This is a genomic window from Sphingopyxis sp. BE259 (assembly GCF_031457495.1).
GTDB lineage: Bacteria > Pseudomonadota > Alphaproteobacteria > Sphingomonadales > Sphingomonadaceae > Sphingopyxis.
In genome coordinates this window covers 885,350-905,512 of record NZ_JAVDWM010000001.1, presented here as the reverse complement: position 1 = coordinate 905,512, position 20,163 = coordinate 885,350, and the positions used below count along the sequence as shown (strand labels likewise).

General features: G+C 64.6%; 22 protein-coding genes, 1 tRNA gene and 1 pseudogene. 17 read left to right on the top strand and 7 right to left on the bottom strand.

The genetic code is table 11. The features are described 5' to 3' along the window. Nucleotides 1–64 precede the first annotated feature (64 nt). Nucleotides 65–1,207, top strand: a complete 1,143-nt coding sequence (locus tag J2X44_RS04415; RefSeq protein WP_310088147.1) for an acyl-CoA dehydrogenase family protein — start codon at nt 65–67, stop codon at nt 1,205–1,207. A 99-nt stretch (nt 1,208–1,306) separates the two neighbouring features. Here J2X44_RS04415 and J2X44_RS04410 read toward each other — a convergent pair whose 3' ends face one another. Continuing rightward, nucleotides 1,307–2,155, bottom strand: a complete 849-nt coding sequence (locus tag J2X44_RS04410) for an alpha/beta hydrolase (RefSeq protein WP_310088145.1) — start codon at nt 2,153–2,155, stop codon at nt 1,307–1,309. Between the two features lie 110 nt (nt 2,156–2,265). On the opposite strand from J2X44_RS04410, the gene J2X44_RS04405 reads away from it, so the two are divergent. From J2X44_RS04405 to J2X44_RS04370, 8 genes and pseudogenes are all read left to right on the top strand, one after another. Next, nucleotides 2,266–2,766 (top strand): helix-turn-helix domain-containing protein, encoded by a 501-nt coding sequence (locus tag J2X44_RS04405; protein ID WP_310088144.1) that lies wholly within the window; start codon nt 2,266–2,268, stop codon nt 2,764–2,766. Then, nucleotides 2,763–3,356, top strand: a complete 594-nt coding sequence (locus J2X44_RS04400) for a 2-hydroxychromene-2-carboxylate isomerase (RefSeq protein ID WP_310088142.1) — start codon at nt 2,763–2,765, stop codon at nt 3,354–3,356. The genes J2X44_RS04405 and J2X44_RS04400 overlap by 4 nt, the downstream gene beginning before the upstream one ends. Then, nucleotides 3,353–4,048, top strand: a complete 696-nt coding sequence (locus J2X44_RS04395; protein ID WP_310088140.1) for an SDR family NAD(P)-dependent oxidoreductase — start codon at nt 3,353–3,355, stop codon at nt 4,046–4,048. Before J2X44_RS04400 ends, J2X44_RS04395 begins: the two co-directional genes overlap by 4 nt. Continuing rightward, nucleotides 4,045–4,539 (top strand): PaaI family thioesterase, encoded by a 495-nt coding sequence (locus J2X44_RS04390; RefSeq protein ID WP_310088328.1) that lies wholly within the window; start codon nt 4,045–4,047, stop codon nt 4,537–4,539. Before J2X44_RS04395 ends, J2X44_RS04390 begins: the two co-directional genes overlap by 4 nt. Further along, entirely contained in the window at nt 4,439–5,572 is a 1,134-nt protein-coding gene (locus J2X44_RS04385) for an NADP-dependent oxidoreductase (protein ID WP_310088139.1), read from the top strand. Before J2X44_RS04390 ends, J2X44_RS04385 begins: the two co-directional genes overlap by 101 nt. Further along, a complete protein-coding gene (locus J2X44_RS04380; RefSeq protein ID WP_310088137.1) occupies nt 5,569–6,804 on the top strand; it encodes a multidrug effflux MFS transporter in 1,236 nt (411 codons plus the stop codon). Before J2X44_RS04385 ends, J2X44_RS04380 begins: the two co-directional genes overlap by 4 nt. Nucleotides 6,805–7,341: 537 nt before the next feature. After that, nucleotides 7,342–7,398 (top strand): annotated as a pseudogene (locus tag J2X44_RS17600) (hypothetical protein); the annotation flags it as partial. A gap of 354 nt (nt 7,399–7,752) precedes the next feature. Continuing rightward, nucleotides 7,753–8,166, top strand: a complete 414-nt coding sequence (locus J2X44_RS04370) for a hypothetical protein (RefSeq protein WP_310249201.1) — start codon at nt 7,753–7,755, stop codon at nt 8,164–8,166. A gap of 245 nt (nt 8,167–8,411) precedes the next feature. Here J2X44_RS04370 and J2X44_RS04365 read toward each other — a convergent pair. Further along, nucleotides 8,412–8,487, bottom strand: a tRNA-Val gene (locus tag J2X44_RS04365). 148 nt (nt 8,488–8,635) lie between these two features. On the opposite strand from J2X44_RS04365, the gene J2X44_RS04360 reads away from it, so the two are divergent. Next, nucleotides 8,636–9,535, top strand: a complete 900-nt coding sequence (locus tag J2X44_RS04360) for a hypothetical protein (protein ID WP_310088131.1) — start codon at nt 8,636–8,638, stop codon at nt 9,533–9,535. Between the two features lie 37 nt (nt 9,536–9,572). On the opposite strand, the gene J2X44_RS04355 is transcribed toward J2X44_RS04360, so the two are convergent. Continuing rightward, nucleotides 9,573–10,625, bottom strand: coding sequence for a MarR family winged helix-turn-helix transcriptional regulator (locus tag J2X44_RS04355; RefSeq protein WP_310088129.1), 1,053 nt, complete (start codon nt 10,623–10,625; stop codon nt 9,573–9,575). A gap of 227 nt (nt 10,626–10,852) precedes the next feature. Between J2X44_RS04355 and J2X44_RS04350 the strand changes: the two genes are divergently transcribed. The 6 genes from J2X44_RS04350 to J2X44_RS04325 are packed head-to-tail and all read left to right on the top strand — an operon-like array spanning nt 10,853 to nt 14,627. After that, a complete protein-coding gene (locus tag J2X44_RS04350; protein ID WP_310088128.1) occupies nt 10,853–11,434 on the top strand; it encodes a thermonuclease family protein in 582 nt (193 codons plus the stop codon). A gap of 50 nt (nt 11,435–11,484) precedes the next feature. Then, nucleotides 11,485–11,865: a fluoride efflux transporter CrcB gene (gene crcB / locus J2X44_RS04345; protein ID WP_310088127.1), complete on the top strand. Its 381-nt coding sequence runs from the start codon at nt 11,485–11,487 to the stop codon at nt 11,863–11,865. After that, nucleotides 11,862–13,088: an RluA family pseudouridine synthase gene (locus J2X44_RS04340; RefSeq protein ID WP_310088126.1), complete on the top strand. Its 1,227-nt coding sequence runs from the start codon at nt 11,862–11,864 to the stop codon at nt 13,086–13,088. The genes crcB and J2X44_RS04340 overlap by 4 nt, the downstream gene beginning before the upstream one ends. Beyond that, nucleotides 13,088–13,708: an FMN-binding negative transcriptional regulator gene (locus J2X44_RS04335; RefSeq protein WP_310088125.1), complete on the top strand. Its 621-nt coding sequence runs from the start codon at nt 13,088–13,090 to the stop codon at nt 13,706–13,708. Before J2X44_RS04340 ends, J2X44_RS04335 begins: the two co-directional genes overlap by 1 nt. After that, nucleotides 13,705–13,941, top strand: coding sequence for a hypothetical protein (locus tag J2X44_RS04330; protein ID WP_310088124.1), 237 nt, complete (start codon nt 13,705–13,707; stop codon nt 13,939–13,941). Before J2X44_RS04335 ends, J2X44_RS04330 begins: the two co-directional genes overlap by 4 nt. Next, nucleotides 13,938–14,627 carry an ATP12 family protein gene (locus J2X44_RS04325; RefSeq protein WP_310088122.1) on the top strand — a complete coding sequence of 230 codons (690 nt, stop codon included), beginning with the start codon at nt 13,938–13,940 and terminating at the stop codon, nt 14,625–14,627. Before J2X44_RS04330 ends, J2X44_RS04325 begins: the two co-directional genes overlap by 4 nt. Before the next feature lie 105 nt (nt 14,628–14,732). On the opposite strand, the gene J2X44_RS04320 is transcribed toward J2X44_RS04325, so the two are convergent. The 4 genes from J2X44_RS04320 to J2X44_RS04305 all read right to left on the bottom strand — a co-directional run bounded on the left by J2X44_RS04320 (nt 14,733) and on the right by J2X44_RS04305 (nt 18,502). Beyond that, nucleotides 14,733–15,536, bottom strand: a complete 804-nt coding sequence (locus J2X44_RS04320) for a crotonase/enoyl-CoA hydratase family protein (RefSeq protein ID WP_310088120.1) — start codon at nt 15,534–15,536, stop codon at nt 14,733–14,735. Nucleotides 15,537–15,549: 13 nt separating this feature from the next. Next, on the bottom strand, nt 15,550–16,158 hold the full coding sequence (locus J2X44_RS04315) for a 2-hydroxychromene-2-carboxylate isomerase (protein WP_310088118.1): 609 nt from the start codon (nt 16,156–16,158) through the stop codon (nt 15,550–15,552). 2 nt (nt 16,159–16,160) lie between these two features. Further along, nucleotides 16,161–17,693, bottom strand: a complete 1,533-nt coding sequence (locus J2X44_RS04310; RefSeq protein WP_310088116.1) for an acyl-CoA synthetase — start codon at nt 17,691–17,693, stop codon at nt 16,161–16,163. Between the two features lie 95 nt (nt 17,694–17,788). Further along, entirely contained in the window at nt 17,789–18,502 is a 714-nt protein-coding gene (locus J2X44_RS04305; RefSeq protein WP_310088114.1) for a response regulator transcription factor, read from the bottom strand. 87 nt (nt 18,503–18,589) lie between these two features. On the opposite strand from J2X44_RS04305, the gene J2X44_RS04300 reads away from it, so the two are divergent. After that, the gene (locus J2X44_RS04300) at nt 18,590–20,122 is read left to right on the top strand and encodes a class I adenylate-forming enzyme family protein (RefSeq protein ID WP_310088113.1); all 1,533 of its coding nucleotides are present in this window, start codon (nt 18,590–18,592) and stop codon (nt 20,120–20,122) included. Nucleotides 20,123–20,163 lie beyond the last annotated feature (41 nt).

Here is a 20,163-nt window from a genome sequence, read left to right as displayed (position 1 = left end):
AAACTGGTTTACCTTTGTCAATCATTTCTCTAGGTAGCCCACGATTGGGATTGAGGAGAATGTCGTGCTCGAGCGTGATGGAAGCAGCTTGTTCGGCGAGGAGCATCGCGCCTTTCGCGCCATGGTACGAAAGTTTATCGAACGCGAGTTTTCGCCTCGACTGGACGAATTCGAGGACGCGGGCATGGTAGCCCGCGACTTCTGGCTCAAATGCGGCGAGGCGGGACTACTCTGCCCGACCATGCCCGAAACTTATGGCGGGCTTGGTCTCGACTTCAGCTTCAACGCGATCATCAACGAAGAATTTACCTACGCGATGATGTCGGACTCGATCACGCTGCAGACCGACATCACCATGCCCTATATCCTTCATTATGGGAGCGACGAGCAGAAGGCGCATCTGCTCCCCCGGATGCTGTCCGGCGAAACGATCGTCGCCATCGCTATGACCGAACCGGGGGCGGGATCCGACCTTCAGGGCGTGAGAACGACCGCGCGGCTCCAGGGCGATGAATATGTGATCAATGGCGCGAAGACCTTCATTACCAATGGTCAGAATGCCGATGTCATCATAACCGTCTGCAAAACCGATCCGAATGCAGGCGCTAAGGGGACATCGCTCTTTCTAGTCGAGGCCGATCGCCCCGGCTTCGCTCGTGGCCGCAATCTCGATAAGGTCGGGCAGTGGATGGCCGACACGTCCGAACTCTTCTTCAACGATGTCCGCCTCCCGGCAACAAGCTTGCTTGGGCGCGAGAACAGCGGTTTCATCTACCTCGTAAGTGACCTGCCGCAGGAACGACTCTCAATCTCGATCACCGCGCAGGCGGCGGCCCAGCGCGCTTTCGACGAGGCCGTCGCCTTCACGCGCGAACGCAAGGCATTCGGCAAGCCAGTCATCGACTTTCAGAACACGCGCTTCGTCCTCGCCGACATCAAAGCGAAGCTTCAGGTCGGTTGGGCGCATCTCGACTGGGCGATCGCCCGGCACGTTGCGGGCGAACTCACGGCCGACGAAGCAGCCGCGAGCAAATATTGGCATACTGAAATGCAATGGGAGGCCTGCGACGCCGCGCTCCAGCTCCACGGCGGATCGGGTTATATGAACGAATATCCGATCGCCCGTGTCTGGCGCGATGCGCGGGTGCGGCGCATTTACGGCGGCACCAGCGAGATCATGCGCGAGCTGGTCGGTCGAAGCCTTTAGAATCTGATGCGGACCAGCCTTCGCGGGAGCTACCAGAGTTCGCGAAAGCCTTGATCGATTCAGCTCGGGACGTTCCCGTCGCGCAAGGCTTTCGCGAAATCAATCAGCGAGGAAATCGAGGGCATCGGCGACGAAGGACCGATGATGCTGGAATATCCCGCCATGGCCTGCGTCCTCATAAATGGCGAGCCTGGCTCCTGCGATGCGCCGAGCAAGATCGACTGAATTGACCGTCGGCACCATCAGGTCATCGTCGCCGTTCGCGACAAATGTCGGGTGCGTAATCGCTCCAAGCTCTTGAGGCGCCTGCTTTCCCCACGCGTGGATGGCCTTGAGCTGCGCCTGGAAGGAAGACACCGCGATGGGCCGGTCGCGATCGAGCTTGCGCTCGTTCAGCCGATCGAGAAACGCCCTTGCAGCCGCGCGCCCGTTCGCGGTGCGGGTGAAGAACAGATAATATTTTGGATCGCGCAGTGTCAGTGCGCCCTTGACCATCGCGCGCAGCGTCAGGCCGGTCACACGGTCGATCCCCTCGCCGCCAGCGGGACCGGTGCCTGTCAGGATCAGTCGGCGTACCAGCGCCGGTTCGGTGAGTGCGATCTCCTGCGCGACGAAACCGCCAAGCGAGAAGCCGAGCAAATCAACTTTTTCGAACCCCATCGCCCGAATGAAAGCAACGACATCGCGCGCCATCTCCGCAACCGTCGTCGGTGTTCTGCCTCCGGACGCGCCAACGCCGCGGTTGTCAAAAGCGATCACCCGATGCCTTCCTGCCAGACCGTCGATGACTCGAGGGTCATAATTGTCGAGCGTCGCGCCCAGATGGTTGAGGAGGATCAACGGCACGCCGGTGTGCGGACCAACGTCTCGATACGCGAACCGGGGTTCCTCCGCGCCTAGCATAAGGGTCGGCGTATCCTTGTAGGCGGTCACCCGAACGTCGGTCACATCGGTTACTCCATATTTGAGGCGTCCGCACGGCGGGACCAAAAATTCGCTTGCAAATCTTACACAGTCTATATACTTCAATAATTGAAGTTACAAGGAACCCCGAGCTGATGAAATCAAAATCTTTCGCCGGAATGCGCTGCTCGATCGCGGGCGCGCTCGAAGCGATCGGCGATCGCTGGGCGCTACTGCTGATCCGCGATCTGTCGCTGGGCCTCAGTCGCTACGACGAATTTCGCACCAGCACGGGCATTCCCGACGCGACGCTTGCTGCCCGCCTCAAGCATCTGACGGCTGCGGGGCTCGTCGAGCGCGTGCGCTATCAGGAGCGTCCTCCACGCGACGAATATCGGCTGACGCCGAAGGGCCGCGACCTTTGGAAGGTCAGCGTGGCGCTCCGCGAATGGGGCGATCGCTGGGACGCGACCGGCTATGGTCAGCCGACGATGGAAATGGTCGATCGCGATAGCGGCCGCCCGCTCGTGCTGGCTTTGGTCGATGCGGAAACGGGCCTGCCGGTCCCCGCCGATCGCGTCCAGCTCCGCCCCGGCCCCGGCGCCGACGACATGGTACGGCGCCTTCTCGAACCCAGCACAGGAGCAAAGCAATGACGCAAGACATCGAGCTTTTTTACGACTTTCGCAGTCCTTACGGATATCTGGCCTTCACCCAGCTACGCGAAATGGACGTCGCCGTCGGCTTGCGGCCGATGAAGATCCTGACGGTGATGGAAAAGGTCGGCAATGTTCCGACCACGATCACCTGCGCGGCCAAGGGTCGCTATGCGCGCGCCGACCTCGGCCGCTGGGCCGGCCGATATGGCATCACGCTCAATCCCTCGAACATGCGCGACAATGATGGAGACGCCTGTTCGCGTGCCGTGCTCGCCGCAGCATCGCCGACGGAGGCCGATGCGATCACGCTGGCACTGTACCGCGCCTGCTGGAGCGAGGGCAAAACGCTCGCGACCTCCGGCGACATTCTTGCCGCGATCGCCGCGGCCGGCCTCGACGCCGCATCAATCGCGGCGCGCCTCGACGCCGCCGACGTGGTGGCGCAGCTCGATGCCAACACTGACGAAGCGGTCGAACGCGGGGTGTTCGGTTCGCCCTCGATCTTCGTCGGCGACACGATGTTTTTCGGCAACGACCGGCTCGAGTTCGTGCGCGAAGAACTTGCCCGTCTGGAGAAAGCGGCATGAGCGACACCAAGCCCCTTGCCCTCGTCACCGGGGTCGGGCCCGGAACCGGCGCCTCGGTGGTCCGCCGTTTTGCGGAAGGCGGTTATCGCGTCGCGATGCTCGCACGCAACGCCGACCGTCTCACAGCGCTGGCGCACGAGATTCCGGACACGATCGCCCTGCCCTGCGACGTCAGCGATGCGGATGCGCTCAAGCAGGCGATTGACAGCGTGGGTGCGCCAAGGGTCGTCGTGCATAATGCGGTCGGCGGCGCCTTCGGGACGTTTTCGCAAATCGACGCAGAAGTCCTGCAACGCAATTTTGAAATCAACACGATGGCGCTCTTCCATCTCGCGCGCTTGACCACGCCCGCGATGATTGCTGCGGGCGAAGGCGCCCTGATCGTTACCGGCAACACGTCGGCGCAGCGCGGGCGCGCGGCCTTCGCCGGCTTTGCGCCGACCAAGGCCGCGCAACGTATCCTCGCCGAATCGCTCGCGCGCGACCTCGGCCCGAAGGGGGTGCATGTTGCCTATCTGATCATCGACGCCGCGATCGACGTGCCATGGCAGCGTGAGCTGCAACCCGACAAGGCAGACGATTTCTTCTGCTCACCCGCCTCGATTGCCGGCGAGGTCTTTCATCTCGCGCACCAGCCGCGCGACGCCTGGTCGTTCCTGGCCGAGGTTCGCCCCTTCCACGAACCTTGGTGAACAGCATGAATGCTCCAAATGAAAGTGGGCGCGATGGCCTGGCGCAGCTGCGGGCATGGATCGAAAACGGCTCTCAGCCCCCGATGGGAAGCACCCTCGGCTTCAAACTGATCGAGGTCGAGCGCGGCAAGGCCGTGTTCGAGGGACGTCCGGGGCGCAGCGTCTATAATCCACTCGGCTCGGTTCATGGCGGCTATGCCGCGACGCTGCTCGATAGCGCCTGCGGTGTTGCCGTCGCCTCTCAGCTCGGCCCGAATAAAGGCCACACGACGCTCGAGTTGAAGATCTCCTATCTGCGGGCGCTGACGGAGAATAGCGGCACGGTGCGGGCGGTTGGACGGGTCGTATCGCTTGGCAGCCGGGTCGGTTTTTCCGAGGCGACGCTGCACGATGGTGACGGGCGGCTTTGCGCGACAGCAACGTCAACGCTGCTTGTCTTCGATGCGCCGTCGCCGGCTCCTCGTCCCGCCAATCCTGTTGAGGGAGCATGAGATGAAGGCCTTCGCCATTGACGCCTATAAGAGCGAGCTGTCGCTTCGCAATGTCCCCGATCCGGTCGCGGGGCCGGGACAGGTCGTGGTCGCAATCGCTGCCGCCAGCGTCAATCCGATCGACGTGAAGCTGCGCGAGGGCGAATTCAAGGCGATCCTTCCGCACGCAATGCCGTTCATCCTCGGCAGCGATTTGGCCGGCACGGTGGTGGCCGTCGGCCCGGGCGCAAACCGCTTCCAGATCGGCGACGCAGTTTTTGCCTCTCCGAACAAGGACAGGATTGGTACCTTCGCCGAGCGCATCGCCATCGACGAAGCTGATCTCGCGCTCAAACCCCCAAGACTGAGCATGGTCGAGGCCGCCGCGCTGCCGCTCGTTGCGCTGACCGCCTGGCAAGTCCTGGTCGAGCGCGCGAAGCTGAAGCCTGGACAGAAAATACTCATCCATGCCGGTTCGGGCGGAGTTGGAACGGTCGCCATTCAACTCGCGAAACAGCTCGGCGCCACGGTCGCCACAACCGCGGGCACCGACAATCTCGCGCTGGTAAAGAGCCTCGGGGCAGATATTGTCGTCGACTACCGCAAGGAAGATTTTGCCGAAAAGCTGAGCGGCTATGATGTCGTTCTCAACACCCTCGGTGGCGACGTTCTCGAAAAGTCGCTTGCGGTCCTGAAACCGGGCGGCAAGCTCATCTCGATTTCGGGTCCGCCCGATCTGGCGTTCGCGCGCTCGATCGGCGCAAACGCCATCGTCCAGCTGCTGATGCGCCTTTTGAGCTTCAAAATTCGGCGCAAAGCCAGCAAGCGCGACGTCAGCTACAGTTTTCTGTTCATGCACTCCGATGGCGAACAACTGGCGCAAATCGCAAAGCTGGTCGAGGAAGGTACGATACGCCCCGTCATCGACAGCGTGTTTTCCTTCGCCGAAACTCCCGCTGCGATGGCGCGGGTGGCATCGGGACGCGCGCGCGGCAAAGTGGTTATCGCGGTTACGGAGGTCCTCACCCCGGATCCTGGAGCCGACGGGGCATGACGATATCCGCCGAGAGCCAGAATCCCACGGCTCGTTCCGGAAGCGATGCCCTGACCGCAGGACGGTTGATCCTGCTGGCGAGCCTGGCCGCGCTGGGGGCACTCGCCACCAATATCATGCTTCCCGCATTTCCGGACATGGCGCGCGAGTTCGGGGCGTTGCCGCACGAGCTTGCCTGGACGCTATCGAGCTTTTTCATTGTCTTCGCCTTGGGTCAGCTGATCGTGGGCCCGATGGCCGACGCCGTCGGACGCGCGCCCTTCGTCATCGGCGGTCTCGCAATATTCATCGTGGGCAGCTTGATCTGCGCCCTGGCGCCGTCCTTGCCCATGATGATTGCGGGTCGGGCAATCCAGGCGCTGGGGGCGTGCGCGGCGTCGGTACTCGCCCGAGCGATTGCACGAGACCTTTACCATGGACCGGCTCTGACACGTGCGCTGTCATTGGTGATGATCGCGATGGCGGCCGCACCCGGTTTCTCGCCGGCGCTCGGTACCGGGATGACCCTATTGCTCGGCTGGCGCAGCATCTTCCTTTTCGTCGCCGGCGCAGGCGCGCTCGTCGCCGTTTGTTACTGGGTCAGCGCCGGGGAAACATTGCGCCCCGCGCTGCGACGCTCGGCGCGGCCGACAGCGGTTACGCGGACCTATGCCGAGCTCGCGCGCGATCCGCGATTCATCCGTCCCGCGCTGGCGGTCAGCCTGATCATTGGCTGCCTCTACAGTTTCTTCGCTGCCGCACCCTCGATCCTCATGGAAAATCTCGGGCTGAGCGCGGCGGAGCTCAGCATTTTTTTCGCCGCGACCGTCGCGGTCGTATTCGGCAGTGGACTGATGACGGCCCGGCTCGCCCGGCGCTGGGGTGGGCCGCGCATCGGCATGGCGGGCATCCTGATCGCCCTCGCAGGCGGCCTTTGGCTCGCCCTGCAGGGCAGCGCGCCGACGCAAATCCAATTCATGGCGGCGGTCACTCTGTTCCTTGCGGGAATGGGTCTCGTCAACCCGATCGCCACCGCGATCGCCCTCGAACCGTTCGGCGACCGGGCGGGCATCGCATCGGCATTGCTCGGCTTCCTGCAAATGGCATGCGCGGCCCTTGGAACCGCGCTGATCGGGGCGCTGCCGATCGGCGCCGCAGCAGCCTATTCGATCGTCGTTTGCGGCGGCGCGCTTTTGGCCGCGCTTATTTTCTATCCGACACTGCAAGATCGCTCAGATTCGAACGGTTTCTGACATTCGATGGCATGACGCGCCACCCTAATCCTAGCGAACAGTCGATCTCGAGAGTCGTCCGACCGCATCCTGGCAGCGAGGCCAGGTCGCGGGTGACGCGCAGCAACGAACAAGCTGCCTAGGAACTGACGCTGCGCACGTCTGGGTGCACAGAAAGGATTGCGGGCGCGTTTCGGTGTGCCAGTTACCGGCGGTGGGCTGATCATAGCGAGAACAGCCAACATGAAACTCAAAGCGGTCGAACAAAAATGGCGGCCCGTCCGGCTGCCAGAGTTGAACGAAAAAAGCTCTCCACTTGGGTCGCGTTGCGCGCGAGTACACCGACTCTCCGCCAGTGCCATCAAAATCAGACTGCCGTAGCGGAATCGCCGTCCAGTGATGCACAGATGCAACAGTGCGTCAGTCGATCAGTGATACGGCCGCTTCCGACAACGCAGCGATAAGTGACACCGCGTCAGAAATCTCCAGAATTGCACGAGCTCGTTCCTTGGCTGGCATAACGGCACTGGTAATCGCGACCGCGGCGCGCTCTATCAAATGTTGCGCAACCGGATCTATCGCGGCGAGATCACCCACCGCGGCAAATCCTATCCTGGCGAGCATGATGAGATTATCGACGCCGACACATTCGATCGGGTCGGCGAGCGCCTGGGTAGCAACCAGGTCAAACAGAAGCATGCGGCCTATGCTGAACACGCGAGCCTGTTCGCAGGAGTCATATGGGACGGCGATGGCCGCCGCCTGACGCCCAATCACGCAAACAAAAGCGGGGTGCGATACCGCTATTATATCAGCCAAAAAGACAAGCAGCGGTTGGAGCTGCCCATCCTGCGTGTCCCAGCTGGCGATATTGAGAACCTGCTCATCCACCAACTCCGGCAGCATTCTGGCGTGAACTGGGATGGCCCGCGACCGGCTCGAGAGCTGATACTCGCGATAATACGGAAAGTGACGGTCCATCGCGACCGCGTGGACATCAAGTTCGTCGACAGCGACGATCCGGTCTCTATCCCGGCAACTCTCGTACGTTGCAGCGGTGAGAAGCGTATTGCAGCAGTTCCGGAAAACTACCTCCATCCCCGGCCCGAGGCGTCGCTCATCAAACTGATCGTTCGGGCCCACCAGGCCAGCAAGGCTCTAGCCGAACCGAAGAACACGACGATCGAAGCTGCCGCAACCTCCATGGCGGTATCGACGCCCTACTTCTGCTCTCTGCTCCGACTAGCCCACCTGGCGCCCGATATCACGACCGCCATCCTTGATGGACGGCAGCCCGCACACCTCAATCGAAAATTCCTCGCGCGCACCAATAACCTGCCGATCGATTGGCACGGCCAGCGCGAAATGCTCGGGTTCGCCTAAACCCACGCGCGCAGCCAGAAGGAACAAGATGCGCATCAGATGCGCATCTTTCGTGCAACGCATCCTCCGACCGCAAAATCCTCGAACAGAGAATCCACGGTTGATGATGGCTGCTGGCGGCCACCAAAAACGTCTCTACGTCGAAAGTCACCGCGCCGGTAATCGCGCTAAGTATCTAACATATCACGGCATTAGCGAGGTTATGGCCGCTCCGTCGCGGAGATTGCAGTCAACTAGTGACTGCGTGGTGGGCGCTGACGGGCTCGAACCGCCGACCCTCTCGGTGTAAACGAGATGCTCTACCAACTGAGCTAAGCGCCCCCGTGCAGGGAATGGCGCCCCTGCCATAGACGCGCGACGCGCGCAAGAGACGCTCGCTGCTTATGCCAAAGGACCGGCTTTGGCAAAGCCTGTGCAACCACGATCCCGATCAGCGCGTTTCCAATCCGAATTTGCAAAGGACCGCACCATGATCGCAACGAAAACCTTCACCGCCCTTGCTGCGGGCGCGTTGATCTTCGCGCCGGGCGCCGCCTCCGCCCAGACCGGTTCCACCGAACCATCGACAGCGAAACAGGAAGATCGCATCGGCGCGATCCTCGGAACCTTGTTCGGCGACCGCGTCGGCGTTTCGACCTCCGTCGAAAGCCAATGGGCGGCTGGCCGCAAACCGCTGGCAACGCAGCGCACGCAATTCAATGCGCGGATCGACGCCGACGTTCGGTCGGGGGCGTTGACCGCCGCCAATGGCGCGCGGGTGAAGGCCGAATATGATCAGATTGTCGCGCTCGAGGCGCGCTACGGCGCCGACAACCGATTTACGACGCAGGAACGCACCGAGCTCAGCGATCGCTATGGCGCGCTGACCCAGGCGTTGACCGAGGGCGGCTATGCCGACGACGATCAGGACAGCGACACGATGTCGGTCGCCAATGGCCGGGCCGAGTTCAGCCGACGCGTCGATGCCGCCGTCGCGGCGCGCCGCCTCAGCCGAACCGAAGCCACGCGGCTCAAGAACGACTATGCCGCACTGATCCAGACCGAAGTCACTTATGCCCGCGACGGGATCAACGGCCGCGAACGCGACGACCTCGACGCCCGGCTCGACGCGCTCGACGCCCGCGTCGGCGACACCGCATATGGCGGCGGCGCGGTGGTCCTCGACAATCGTACCCGCCTGTCCAATGTCGAGCGCGCCTTGGCTTCCAGCGGCCTCAACGCCGCCCTGCAGGCCCAGGTTCGCGTCGAACTCGGCGACCTCACCCGCCTCGACGCGGCTTATGCTCGCGTAGCCCCCACTACTGAGGATCGCATCTATGTGGAGCGCCGGATCGCCGATCTGGAAACGCGCGCGCGGGTTCGCCGCTAGAGCAACGTCATAGGCTGCTCGCCGCGGCCCAGGCGCCTTATTCTTCCAGCGCCTCGAAATAGCGCGCCAGCGCGTCGCAAGCCCCTTCGGCGAGCGCGATGAAGATGCGGCGGCCGTCGTGCGGGTCGGCCTCGCGCACAAACAGTCCGGCGTCGGTCATCGTCTTGATCCAGCGCAGCGCCGTGGTTGCAGGGACGGCGGCGGCGATGCACAGGCTCGATACCGACACCGGCTGGCGCTCCAGCCGCGCGGCAAACAGGTCGAGCAGCATGTCCCACGCCGGATCGGCGAACAGGTCGGCGGGGAAATATTGCTCGCGCATCCGCCGCTGGCGCAGCATCCGGCGCACGGCCTTGGCGCGCTGCCGGTCGATCGTCCGCTCTTCGGGCACGAAGCTGCGCGGGATCGCGGCATAGTCGCGCACCGGCGACCGCACCTGTCCCGGATAGTCGTCCGGATCGTCGCCGCGCGGTGCAAAGCCTGCCGGGGTTCCCGCCAACCCGCCCCGCTGCCCCGCCAGATCGCCGAGCAGCCGCGAAATCCGCGCCACCTCGTCCTGCAGCCGGTCGATCCTTTCCATCGCATCGTCGCGCGCGATGTCGTGCACCACCTGCTGCCGGGTACGCCGCGCCGCCGCCAGCGCAATCAACCTTTCGGTCGGGTCGGCATCGACCAGGAACTGAACATGCAGCGACGCTGGCACCGCCGCCACCACCCGGTCGAGTGCGGTCAGCGACGTTTCGCAGATCAGGTGGCACCCCTGCTCGCCCACCGCGGCGCAGATGTCGGCGAACATCGCACCCTCGACGGTGTCCGCCGCCGCCAGCCAGACGATGTCCAGCAGGCCGCTGTGCCGGATATAGCCCGCCGCCCGCGCCGCAGGCAGCATATTGGCCAGCCGCACCTCGGCCAGTCGCGCGGTGTCGGGCAGCGCCGATGGCGGCCCAATGAACAGGAACGGCGAAGCCGCACCGTCGCGCGTCGGCCCGCCGATCGGCGGCGGCGTCCAGACGCCGCTTGAGTCGTAACCGCGCAAAGAGAGGGCCGCGTTGTCCAGCCGCGTTGGCACTTCATGGTCCATCATGCTCATCGTCCCCGTTCCATCGCTCCACCTTGGCGGCACTATGTCGTCATTGCGGCGTTATTCACCTTTTGTTCGTTCCCATTTGCCGCCGATATGGACCCAAGCGATGGCGATTGCACGAGTCGGACCCGATCGGGCGGAATGAAATTGCTCCTATTTGGACATGGTTTGTTCTCATCGTCAATCGATAATTCACCCTTGCCAATTTGAGCCCGCGCCGTCAGGCGAAGCCGATGGCCGCAGCCCCCTCCTCACTCACGCGGCTGCGCTGGCGGCGCCGCTATCGGTCGCTGGTCGCGCTGCTGCTGCTTTGCGGGATGGCGATGGCCGCGTGGATCTGGCTGCCCGAACCCGTCCACGTCGTGCCGCTGGTCCATGTGATCGACGGCGACAGCCTGACGGTGCGGCAGAACGGCGCGTCGGTGACAATCCGCCTGACCGGCATCGACGCCGCCGAATATCGCCAGGATTGCGCGCGCCGCGACGCCAGCCGCTGGCCGTGCGGGCGCGAAGCGCGGACGGCACTGGAGAAACTCACCGGCCGTGGCCCGCTGCATTGCGAGGTCGCGGCGCGCGACCGCTACGACCGCACCCTCGCCGCGTGCCGCACCCGCCCTTTCCCCGATGGCATCGACCTGGGCGCCGAAATGGTGCGGTTGGGCTGGGCGGTGGCGACCAGCGACGCTTATTTGGTCGAGCAAGCCGACGCGCAGGCGCAGCGGCGCGGCATCTGGCATGGCGAATTCGTCCGCCCTGCCGATTGGCGCGCGGCGCACGACCGCCCGTCGACCGCGCTGGCCGCTCCCGACGCCTGACGAAACGCAGCCGCTATGCCTCGCCGCCTTTTCGGGCTAGGGCGGGCGATATGAACAGCCTGTTTCCCGTCATGATCGGCGGCGCGATCGGCGCCGGCGCCCGCCATCTGGTGGGACAGGCGATGCTGGCGCGGCTCGGCCCCGGCTTCCCCTGGTGGACGCTGACGATCAATATCGTCGGCGGCCTGCTCATGGGTCTGCTGATCGGCGCGCTCGCGCGCGGCGACGGTGGCAGCGATGCCGCACGACTGTTCGTCGGCGTCGGTATCCTCGGCGGCTTCACCACCTTTTCCTCCTTCAGTATGGAATTCTGGATGCTTTTCGAACGCGGCCAAACCGCGCAAGCGGCCGCCTATGTCCTCGCTTCGGTCATCGGCGCGATCGCCGCCTGCGGGCTCGGCCTCTTTATCATGCGGCAGGTACCGGCATGAGCGAACCCAAATCACAGCTCGACGGCGCCACCATCGCCGAGGAAGACGACGGCATCCGCCTCGATCGCTGGTTCAAACGCCACCGCGAAGGCACCCCGCACGCGCTGCTCGCGCGCTGGGCGCGATCGGGACAGCTGACCCTCGACGGCAAGAAAGCCGATGTGTCCGACCGCATCGCGACCGGGCAGAAACTGGTGATGCCGACCCCGCCGGTCGAAACCGCGGCGCGCCCGGCGCGTAAGGGCCGCCCGCTGACCGATGCCGATATAGACCTCGCCACCGGCATGATGATCCACCGCGACGCCAGCGCGATCGTGCTCAACAAGCTGCCCGGCCTCGCGACGCAGGGCGGCACCAAGACCGAACAGCATGTCGATGGCCTGCTCGATGCGCTGAAATTCGACGGCCCGACCCGGCCGAAGCTGGTCCACCGGCTCGACAAGGATACGTCGGGCGCGCTGCTGATCGCGCGCACGCCCAAGGCCGCGGCCTATTTCGCCAAGAGCTTTTCGAACCGCAGCGCGCGCAAGACCTATTGGGCGCTGATCGTCGGGGTGCCCGACATCCAGCAGGGCGAAATCGACCTGCCGCTCGCCAAGCAACCCGGATCGGGCGGCGAAAAGATGCACGTCCATGACGACGGTCTGGCGTCGAAAACACGCTACCGCGTCATCGAGCGGGCGGGGAACAGCGCCGCCTGGGTCGAACTGCAACCGCTGACCGGGCGCACCCATCAGCTGCGCGTCCATATGGCGGCGATCGGCCATCCGATCGTCGGCGACGGCAAATATGGCGGCAAGGGCGCCTTCCTGACCGGGACGATCAGCCGCAAGATGCACCTGCACAGTCGCCGCCTCCGCATCGACCACCCCGACGGCGGCGCGATCGACATCAGCGCCGAGGTGCCCGACCATTTCGCCGCCAGCCTCGACGCGCTCGGCTTCGACCTGCTGCTCGGCGAGATCGGGACCGACGACGTGGCCAAAGGCCCGCCGCCCAAGGCCGCCGCGAAAGCCGCCGCCAAGGCGCACAGCAAGCAGATCCGCAAGGCCCGCCGCGGCGAACGGCGCGGCCGCACCGCCGAAGGCAAGCCCACCGATTTTGTCGGCAAGCCCAAGCCGAAGCCCAAAACGGCCAAGCCCGGAAAGCCCAAAACGACGAAGCCCGTGGGCAAGAAACCGAGCGCGAAGAAGCACCCGGCGCGCCCGCCCAAAGCCAGCTGATGCATCCGAACAGCGCTTTTCGTCCCCGGCAGGTTGACCTGGCCGAACTGCTGGTCCGCGAGATTGGCTTTGCCGCGATCTTTGCCGCCACCCCCGACGGGCCGCGCGTGGCGCATGCGCCGGTGGTGCTCAGCGACGATCGCAGCACGCTGCAATTCCATCTCGCGCGCGGCAACGCGCTGACCCGGCACCTCGATGGCGGAACCGCGCTCGCCGTCGTGCAGGGGCCCGACGCCTATGTCAGCGCCAGCTGGTACGAAACGCCCGACCAGGTGCCGACCTGGAACTATGTCGCGATCGAGATGGAAGGCACCGTCAGCAAGCTGGGCGGTGCCGCGCTGATCGCGCAGCTCGACATGCTGTCGGCCAGTCATGAAGCGCGCGTCGGCGCCAACCCGCCCTGGACCCGCGACAAGATGAACCCGGCGCTGTTCAGCAAGATGACCGGCGCGATCACCGGCTTCGAGCTGCGGATCACCGCATGGCGACCGACGATCAAGCTGTCGCAGAACAAGCCCGCCGATGAGCGCAACAGGGTCATCGCAGGCGTTGAAGCAAGCGGCCACGGCGCGCTCGCGCAGTTGATGCGCCACCTCGGCGGCGATAGGGAGGGCGCATGAACCAGGCCAACGACGCGCTCGCCAAGAAACGCTTTTTTGCCATCACGATCATGCGCCTGATGGGCGCGGCGTTCGTGGCGATCGGCTTCATTCTGATCAGCGGCGGCTTCTCGCTCGCGGGCCAGCCGACCGACCGCTGGATCGGTGCCGCGATCGTGCTGGTCGGCGCGTTCGATTTCGCGGTGATGCCGCTGCTGCTCGCGCGTCGCTGGCGCTCGCCCAAGAATCCGTGAAGCGGTTCTGGAAAGACGTCGCCGTCGTCGCGGGTGACGACGGCTGGGGCATCGCGCTCGACGGGCGTCCCGTCCGCACCCCGCAGCGCGCGCCGCTCGCCGTGCCGAACCCCGCGCTCGCCGAAGCAGTCGCCGCCGAATGGCGGGCCGTGGGCGAAACCATCGATCCCGCGGTCATGCCGACGACGGGGCTCAGCAACGCCGCGATCGACATCGCATCGCCCGACCCCGCGGCCTTTGCCCAACCGATCGCCGCCTATGCCGCGACCGACCTGCTGTGTTACCGCGACGACCGCGATGCGGTGCTTCAGGCCGAGCAGGCGGCGTCGTGGAACCCTATCCTCGCCTGGGCCGAAGACCGCTTCGGCGTCGAATTTACGCTCACCAAGGGGATTCTGCCGATCGACCAGCCCCCCGCAACCGTTGCCGCGCTGCGCGATGCGGTGTTCGCCGTCGATCCGTGGCGAATGACCGCGCTGACCCCGCTCGTCACCATTGGCGGATCGCTGGTCGCCGGGCTCGCCTGTATCGAACAGGCATTCGACGCCGAACGGATGTGGGAAGCCGTCAGCCTCGACGAACTCTATCAGGAACGCCGCTGGGGCGCCGACAGCGAAGCACAAAAAACCCGCGCCGGGCACAAGCGCGACTGGGACAATGCAGTGCGGTTCTTGGGGCTCATCTAAAGAACCTACCGCTCAACCCGTTCGTGTCGAGCGAAGTCGAGACACGCCAGCGCGGCGCCCGACGCATCTCGACTTCGCTCGATGCGAACGGAATCTTGATTGCACTCAATCCACGAAATTCGGCCGCCGCTTCTGCATCCCCGCCATCACCGCCTCCATCTGGTTCGGGGTGCGGATGACCTTCACCTGCTCGTCGCTTTCGGCCTGCAAAATCTCGGCATCGCTGGCATCGGCCAGCATGTTGCACAGCCGCTTGGCGCCGCGGATCGCATGCGGGTTCTTGTCGGCGATCACCGCGGCCAGTTCCATCGCCTTCGCCAGCGGATCGTCGGAGACATGCGTCGCAAAGCCGAGCAGCTTCGCTTCCGACCCGTTGAATTCGCGGTTGGTATAGATCATCTCGCGCAGCACATCGTCGGCGACCTGCGTGCGCCACAGCGCCATGCCCGCGACATCGGGAACCAGCCCCCAGCGCATTTCCATGATCGCGATCCGCGTGTCGGGATGGACGATGCGGATGTCGGCGGCGGCCATGATCTGGCTGCCCGCGCCGAATGCCACCCCATGCACCGCGGCGATCACCGGCACCGGGATTTCGCGCCAGCCCCATGCGGCATATTGGGGACCGTTTGCAATCCCGTGCGCGCGTTCGTTCAGACTGCCGCCCGTGCTGCTCGTCCCGGGTTCTCGCTCTCCGCCAAGGCTCGACAGATCGAGTCCGGCGCAAAAGGCGCGCCCCTCCCCCGACAGGACGACGACGCGCAGCCCCGCCGTCGCCTTCAGCGTATCAATGGCCTCGGTCAACGCCGCCCACATCGCGGGGTCGAGCGCGTTCATCTTGTCGGCGCGGATCAGGCGCACGTCGGCGATGCCGCCGTCCAGCATGGTGATCGAAATACGGTTTTTCACGGGAGCGTCCCTTTCAGCGTTTCAAAGCGGCTACGACGAGCGGAAGCTGATCGTTGCCGAAATACATATCGTCCCTATCGACAAAGATCGTCGGAGATCCATAACCACCGCGCGCGATGAGTTCATCGGTATTCGCACGTAACCGCGCCTTGACCGCTTCGCTGCCCGCCGCCGCGGCGAGCGCGGCGCCATCAAGCCCCTCAGCATCGGCGACCGCCGCGAGCACTGCGGGGTCGTCGAGATTTTCCTGCCGATCGAAATAGCTGGCAAACGCTCCGCCCGCAAAACGCACGAGCGACGCCTGATCATCCTCGAGCGCGCAGCAGAAACGCATCGCGGCGATGCTTTTGGCCGGATGCCATTGCGACGGGAAGTTCATCGGCACCCCGGCCAGCCGCGCCCAGTCCTTGAGTATCTTCCAGCTATGCTGGAGCCGCCGATTGTCCGCCTGCTCGCGCGCCGCATAGACGGCGGGGTTCACCGCGTTAAACACCCCGCCGACCAAGATCGGCCGGTACGTCGCGGTCGCGCCCGTGCGTTCAAGCACGCCCGGCAGATTGTGAAACGCGAGGCAGGTCCACGGGCTGGACAGGTCGAAGAAGAACTCGACGCGCGCGGTCATGCTCAGGCCTCCGCCTTCGCCTTGTCCCAATATTGATCGCGCAGCAGCCGCTTGTAGAGCTTGCCGGTGTCGTGACGCGGCAGCGCCTCCATGAAGTCGATGCGGCGCGGGATCTTCACCCCCGACAGCTTCTCGCGGGCATAGGCAATCAGTTCGCCGCGGAATTCGTCGGTCGCGTCGGCCATGTCGGCCGGCTGTATCACCGCGATCACCTCCTCGCCCATCTCGTCGTGCGGCCCGCCGACCACAGCAACGTCGGCGACCTTGGGATGCGTGACGAGATGATTCTCGATTTCCTGCGGATAGACATTCACCCCGCCGGTGATGATCATGAAGCTCTTGCGGTCGGTGAGGTACAGGAAGCCTTCGTCGTCGACCTTGCCCACGTCGCCGAGGGTCGACCAGCCCTTGCTGTTGCGGCTCGACGCCGTTTTCTCGCTATCATCATGATATTCAAAGACATTTTCACTTTCGAAGAAGACCGTGCCCTCTTCGTTGGCGCCAAGCTCGGTCTCATTATCCTCGCCCATGATATGCACCGCGCCGAGGATCGGGCGTCCAACGGTGCCCTTGTGGGTCAGCCAGTCGGGGCTGGAGACGAAGGTCATGCCATTGCCTTCCGACCCGGCATAATATTCGAACAGCACCGGCCCCCACCAGTCGATCATCGCCTGCTTGACCGGCACCGGACACGGCGCCGCCGCGTGGATCGCAACCTTCAGCGATGACGTGTCGTAGCGGGTGCGGACCTCTTCGGGCAGCTTGAGCATCCGCACAAAATGCGTCGGCACCCACTGGCTGGAATTGACGCGATATGTCTGGATATGCGCCAGCGCCGCTTCGGGATCGAATTTCTTCATCAGCACGACGGTGCCGCCGAGCCGGTGGATCGTCATCGACCAGCGCAGCGGCGCGGCATGATAGAGCGGCGCGGGCGACAGATAGATGCTGTCCGCATTGATCTGGAACACCGCCGAGGCGAGCATGACGAGGCTGTTCGGCGCGTCGATCGCGGCTTCCTCGGGCAGCGGCACGCGCACCCCCTTGGGCCGGCCCGTCGTCCCCGACGAATAGAGCATATCGACCCCGGCGCGCTCGTCGGCGACCGGCGTCGCGGGCATCGCCGCGACCGCATCCTCCCAGCTGGCCCAGCCGGCAATGTCGCCGCCCATCGCAAAGCGGGTGATCGTTGTCGTCAGCTGCTGCGCAGCATCGCCCAGACTGGCCGACACGACCAGCATCTTCGCGCCCGAATTTTCGAGGATATAATCGGTTTCGTCCTGCGTCAGCCGCGACGAGATGCAGACATAGCGCAGCCCCGAACGCTGCGCCCCCCACGTCAGCCCATAATAATCTGCGGTGTTTTCCAGCATGAAGGCGACGACATCCTCATGCCCCAGCCCATGGGCGCGGAACAGCTGCGCGGCGCGGTTCGACGCCGCATCAAGTTCGCCATAACTGATCGCCTCGCCCGTCTCGGCGACGATTATCGCCGCCTTTTCGGGATTGCTGCGCGCGTGAACTGAGGGGTGCATCGGTTATCGTCTCCGGGAATCGTTGGTTTGTTTATGTCCGGGATCAGTAGCAAGCTGAAACTTTTGGTCAAGCAAGGGCGGGCTGGCGACCGGACCTAATCCGGCCGCGACCGCAGCGCATAGCCCCTGCCCTTCACCGTGCGCAGCATCGGCCAGGCAAAACCCCGGTCCACCTTGGCGCGCAGCCGCGACATATGCACCTCGACGCGATTCGTGCCGGGGTCGAAATCGAGCCGCCACACCGCACGCAGCAGCGCGTCGCGCGACATCGGCCGGTCGGGGACGCGCGCCAGATTGGCGAGCAGATCGAATTCGCGCAGCGGCAGGCGGATCAAGCGACCGGCGCGCTCGACCCGCCGGTCGATCAGGTCGATCCGCAATTCGCCCTCGCCCAATTGTCCCGCGGCGATGCGACTGCGTCGGAGCAGGCTGGCGATCCGCGCCATCACCTCGGGCAGGTTGCCGGTCCACCCGACCGCATCGTCGGCGCCGGCCCCCAGCGCCGCCATTCGCTCGTTCATCGCGTCGCGGTCCGAAACGATCAGCAACGGCCGCCGTCCGGCGATCGACCGCGCCAGCCGCACAAACTCTGCGGGTTCCTGCCAGTCGAGAAACGGGTTGATCAGCAGCAGATCGAAACAGCAATCGACCCAGTGCCGCAGCCCATTGACCTGCGGCGGCAGTATCCGCGCCGCATGTCCCGCGGCTTCGATCGCGTCGCACAGCTCCGCCGCGCGCGCCGTCCGCGGATGATAGAGGGCAATCAGCAACATCCTGTCGCCCGTGCCGGTCGGCCCCGATGATGCCATCCGCACCTCCCGTCGTCGTCGCAACATCCTGTCGCGCCGCCGCCCCACCGGCATTGCACCACCTTTCGGCTGTGCTAACCGATAGGCATGACCAGTATCGAAATGCTTGACGGCGCCTTCGCCACCCTGCCCGACCTTGTCCGTGCCCACGCCGCGGAACGTCCCGATGCCGTAGCGGCTGCCGACGCAGTGCGGCGGCTGAGCTGGTCCGAACTGGATCAATTGACCGACCGAATCGCAGCACGATTGCAGCAGGATGGCTTTAAGAAAGGCGATCGCACCGCGATTGCCGGGCTGAACAGCGTCGAACAAATGGCGGTGATCCTCGGCACGCTGCGCGCCGGCGGCGTCGCGGGGCTGGTCACCAACAGCGCGACCGGCGAGCAGATGGCGGCGATGATTGCCGACACCGGCGCGCGGCATTTGTTCCTAGACGCCGCCGCCAAGGCGAGCCTGGAAGGACAGGTGATCACCGCGAGCGACCTGATCGCGATGGACGGCAGCGATGCGGGGATACCCCTCGACGCCTGGCTGGCGCTGGCGGGCGTCAATCCGACCCACGTCGATATCCGGCCCGAGGACGGTTTCAATATCATCTATTCGTCGGGGACCACCGGCACGCCGAAGGGCATCGTCCACAGCCATGCCATGCGCTGGCAACATATCATCCGCGGCGCTCCCGCTTATGGTCCGAACGCGGTGACGATCCTGTCGACCCCGCTCTATTCGAACACGACGATGGCCAGTTTCATGCCGACCGTCGGGTCGGGCGGGCAAACCGTCCTGATGAAGAAATTCGACGCGCGCGCATTTCTGGAACTGGCGGCGCGCGAGCGCGCGACCAACATCATGCTGGTCCCGGTGCAATATCGCCGCATCATGGCGCTCGACGACTTTGCGAGCTTCGACCTCACCAGCTTCGTCGTCAAATATTGCACCTCGGCGCCCTTCCCCGCCGCATTGAAGGCCGATGTGCTGGCGCGCTGGCCAGGCGGCCTGGTCGAAATCTACGGCATGACCGAGGGCGGCGCAGCGTTCATTCTCGAGGCACATCAATTCCCCGACAAGTTGCATACGGTCGGCCGCCCGGCGCCCGGGCATATCGCAAAAGTGATCGACGAGGACGGTAACGAACTGCCGCAGGGATCGGTCGGCGAAGTCGTCGGGCGTTCGCCGGCGATGATGACCGGCTATAACAACCGCCCCGACGCGACCAGGGCGATGCACTGGTACGATGCCGACGGCAATCTCTTCTATCGCCACGGCGACATCGGCCGGATCGACGAGGACGGCTTCCTGACCCTGATGGACCGCGCCAAGGACATGATCATCTCCGGCGGCTTCAACATCTTCCCCAGCGATCTCGAAGGCATATTGCTCGCCGACGATCGCGTCGTCGAAGCGGCGGTGGTCGGGATGCCGAGCGAGGAATGGGGCGAAACCCCGGTAGCGTTTGTCGTGCTGAAGGATGGCGCCGATGCGGAAAGCGTGCGCGCCGATTGCAACGCCAAGGTCGGCAAGACTCAGCGGCTGAGTGCGATTACGGTCGTCGACGAGCTACCGCGCAGCCCGATCGGCAAGGTGTTGAAGCGGGAATTGCGCGACGCTTACGCGGCGTGACGGCCGGATCGGCAACTAACGACCGATAGCGGACCTTTAAC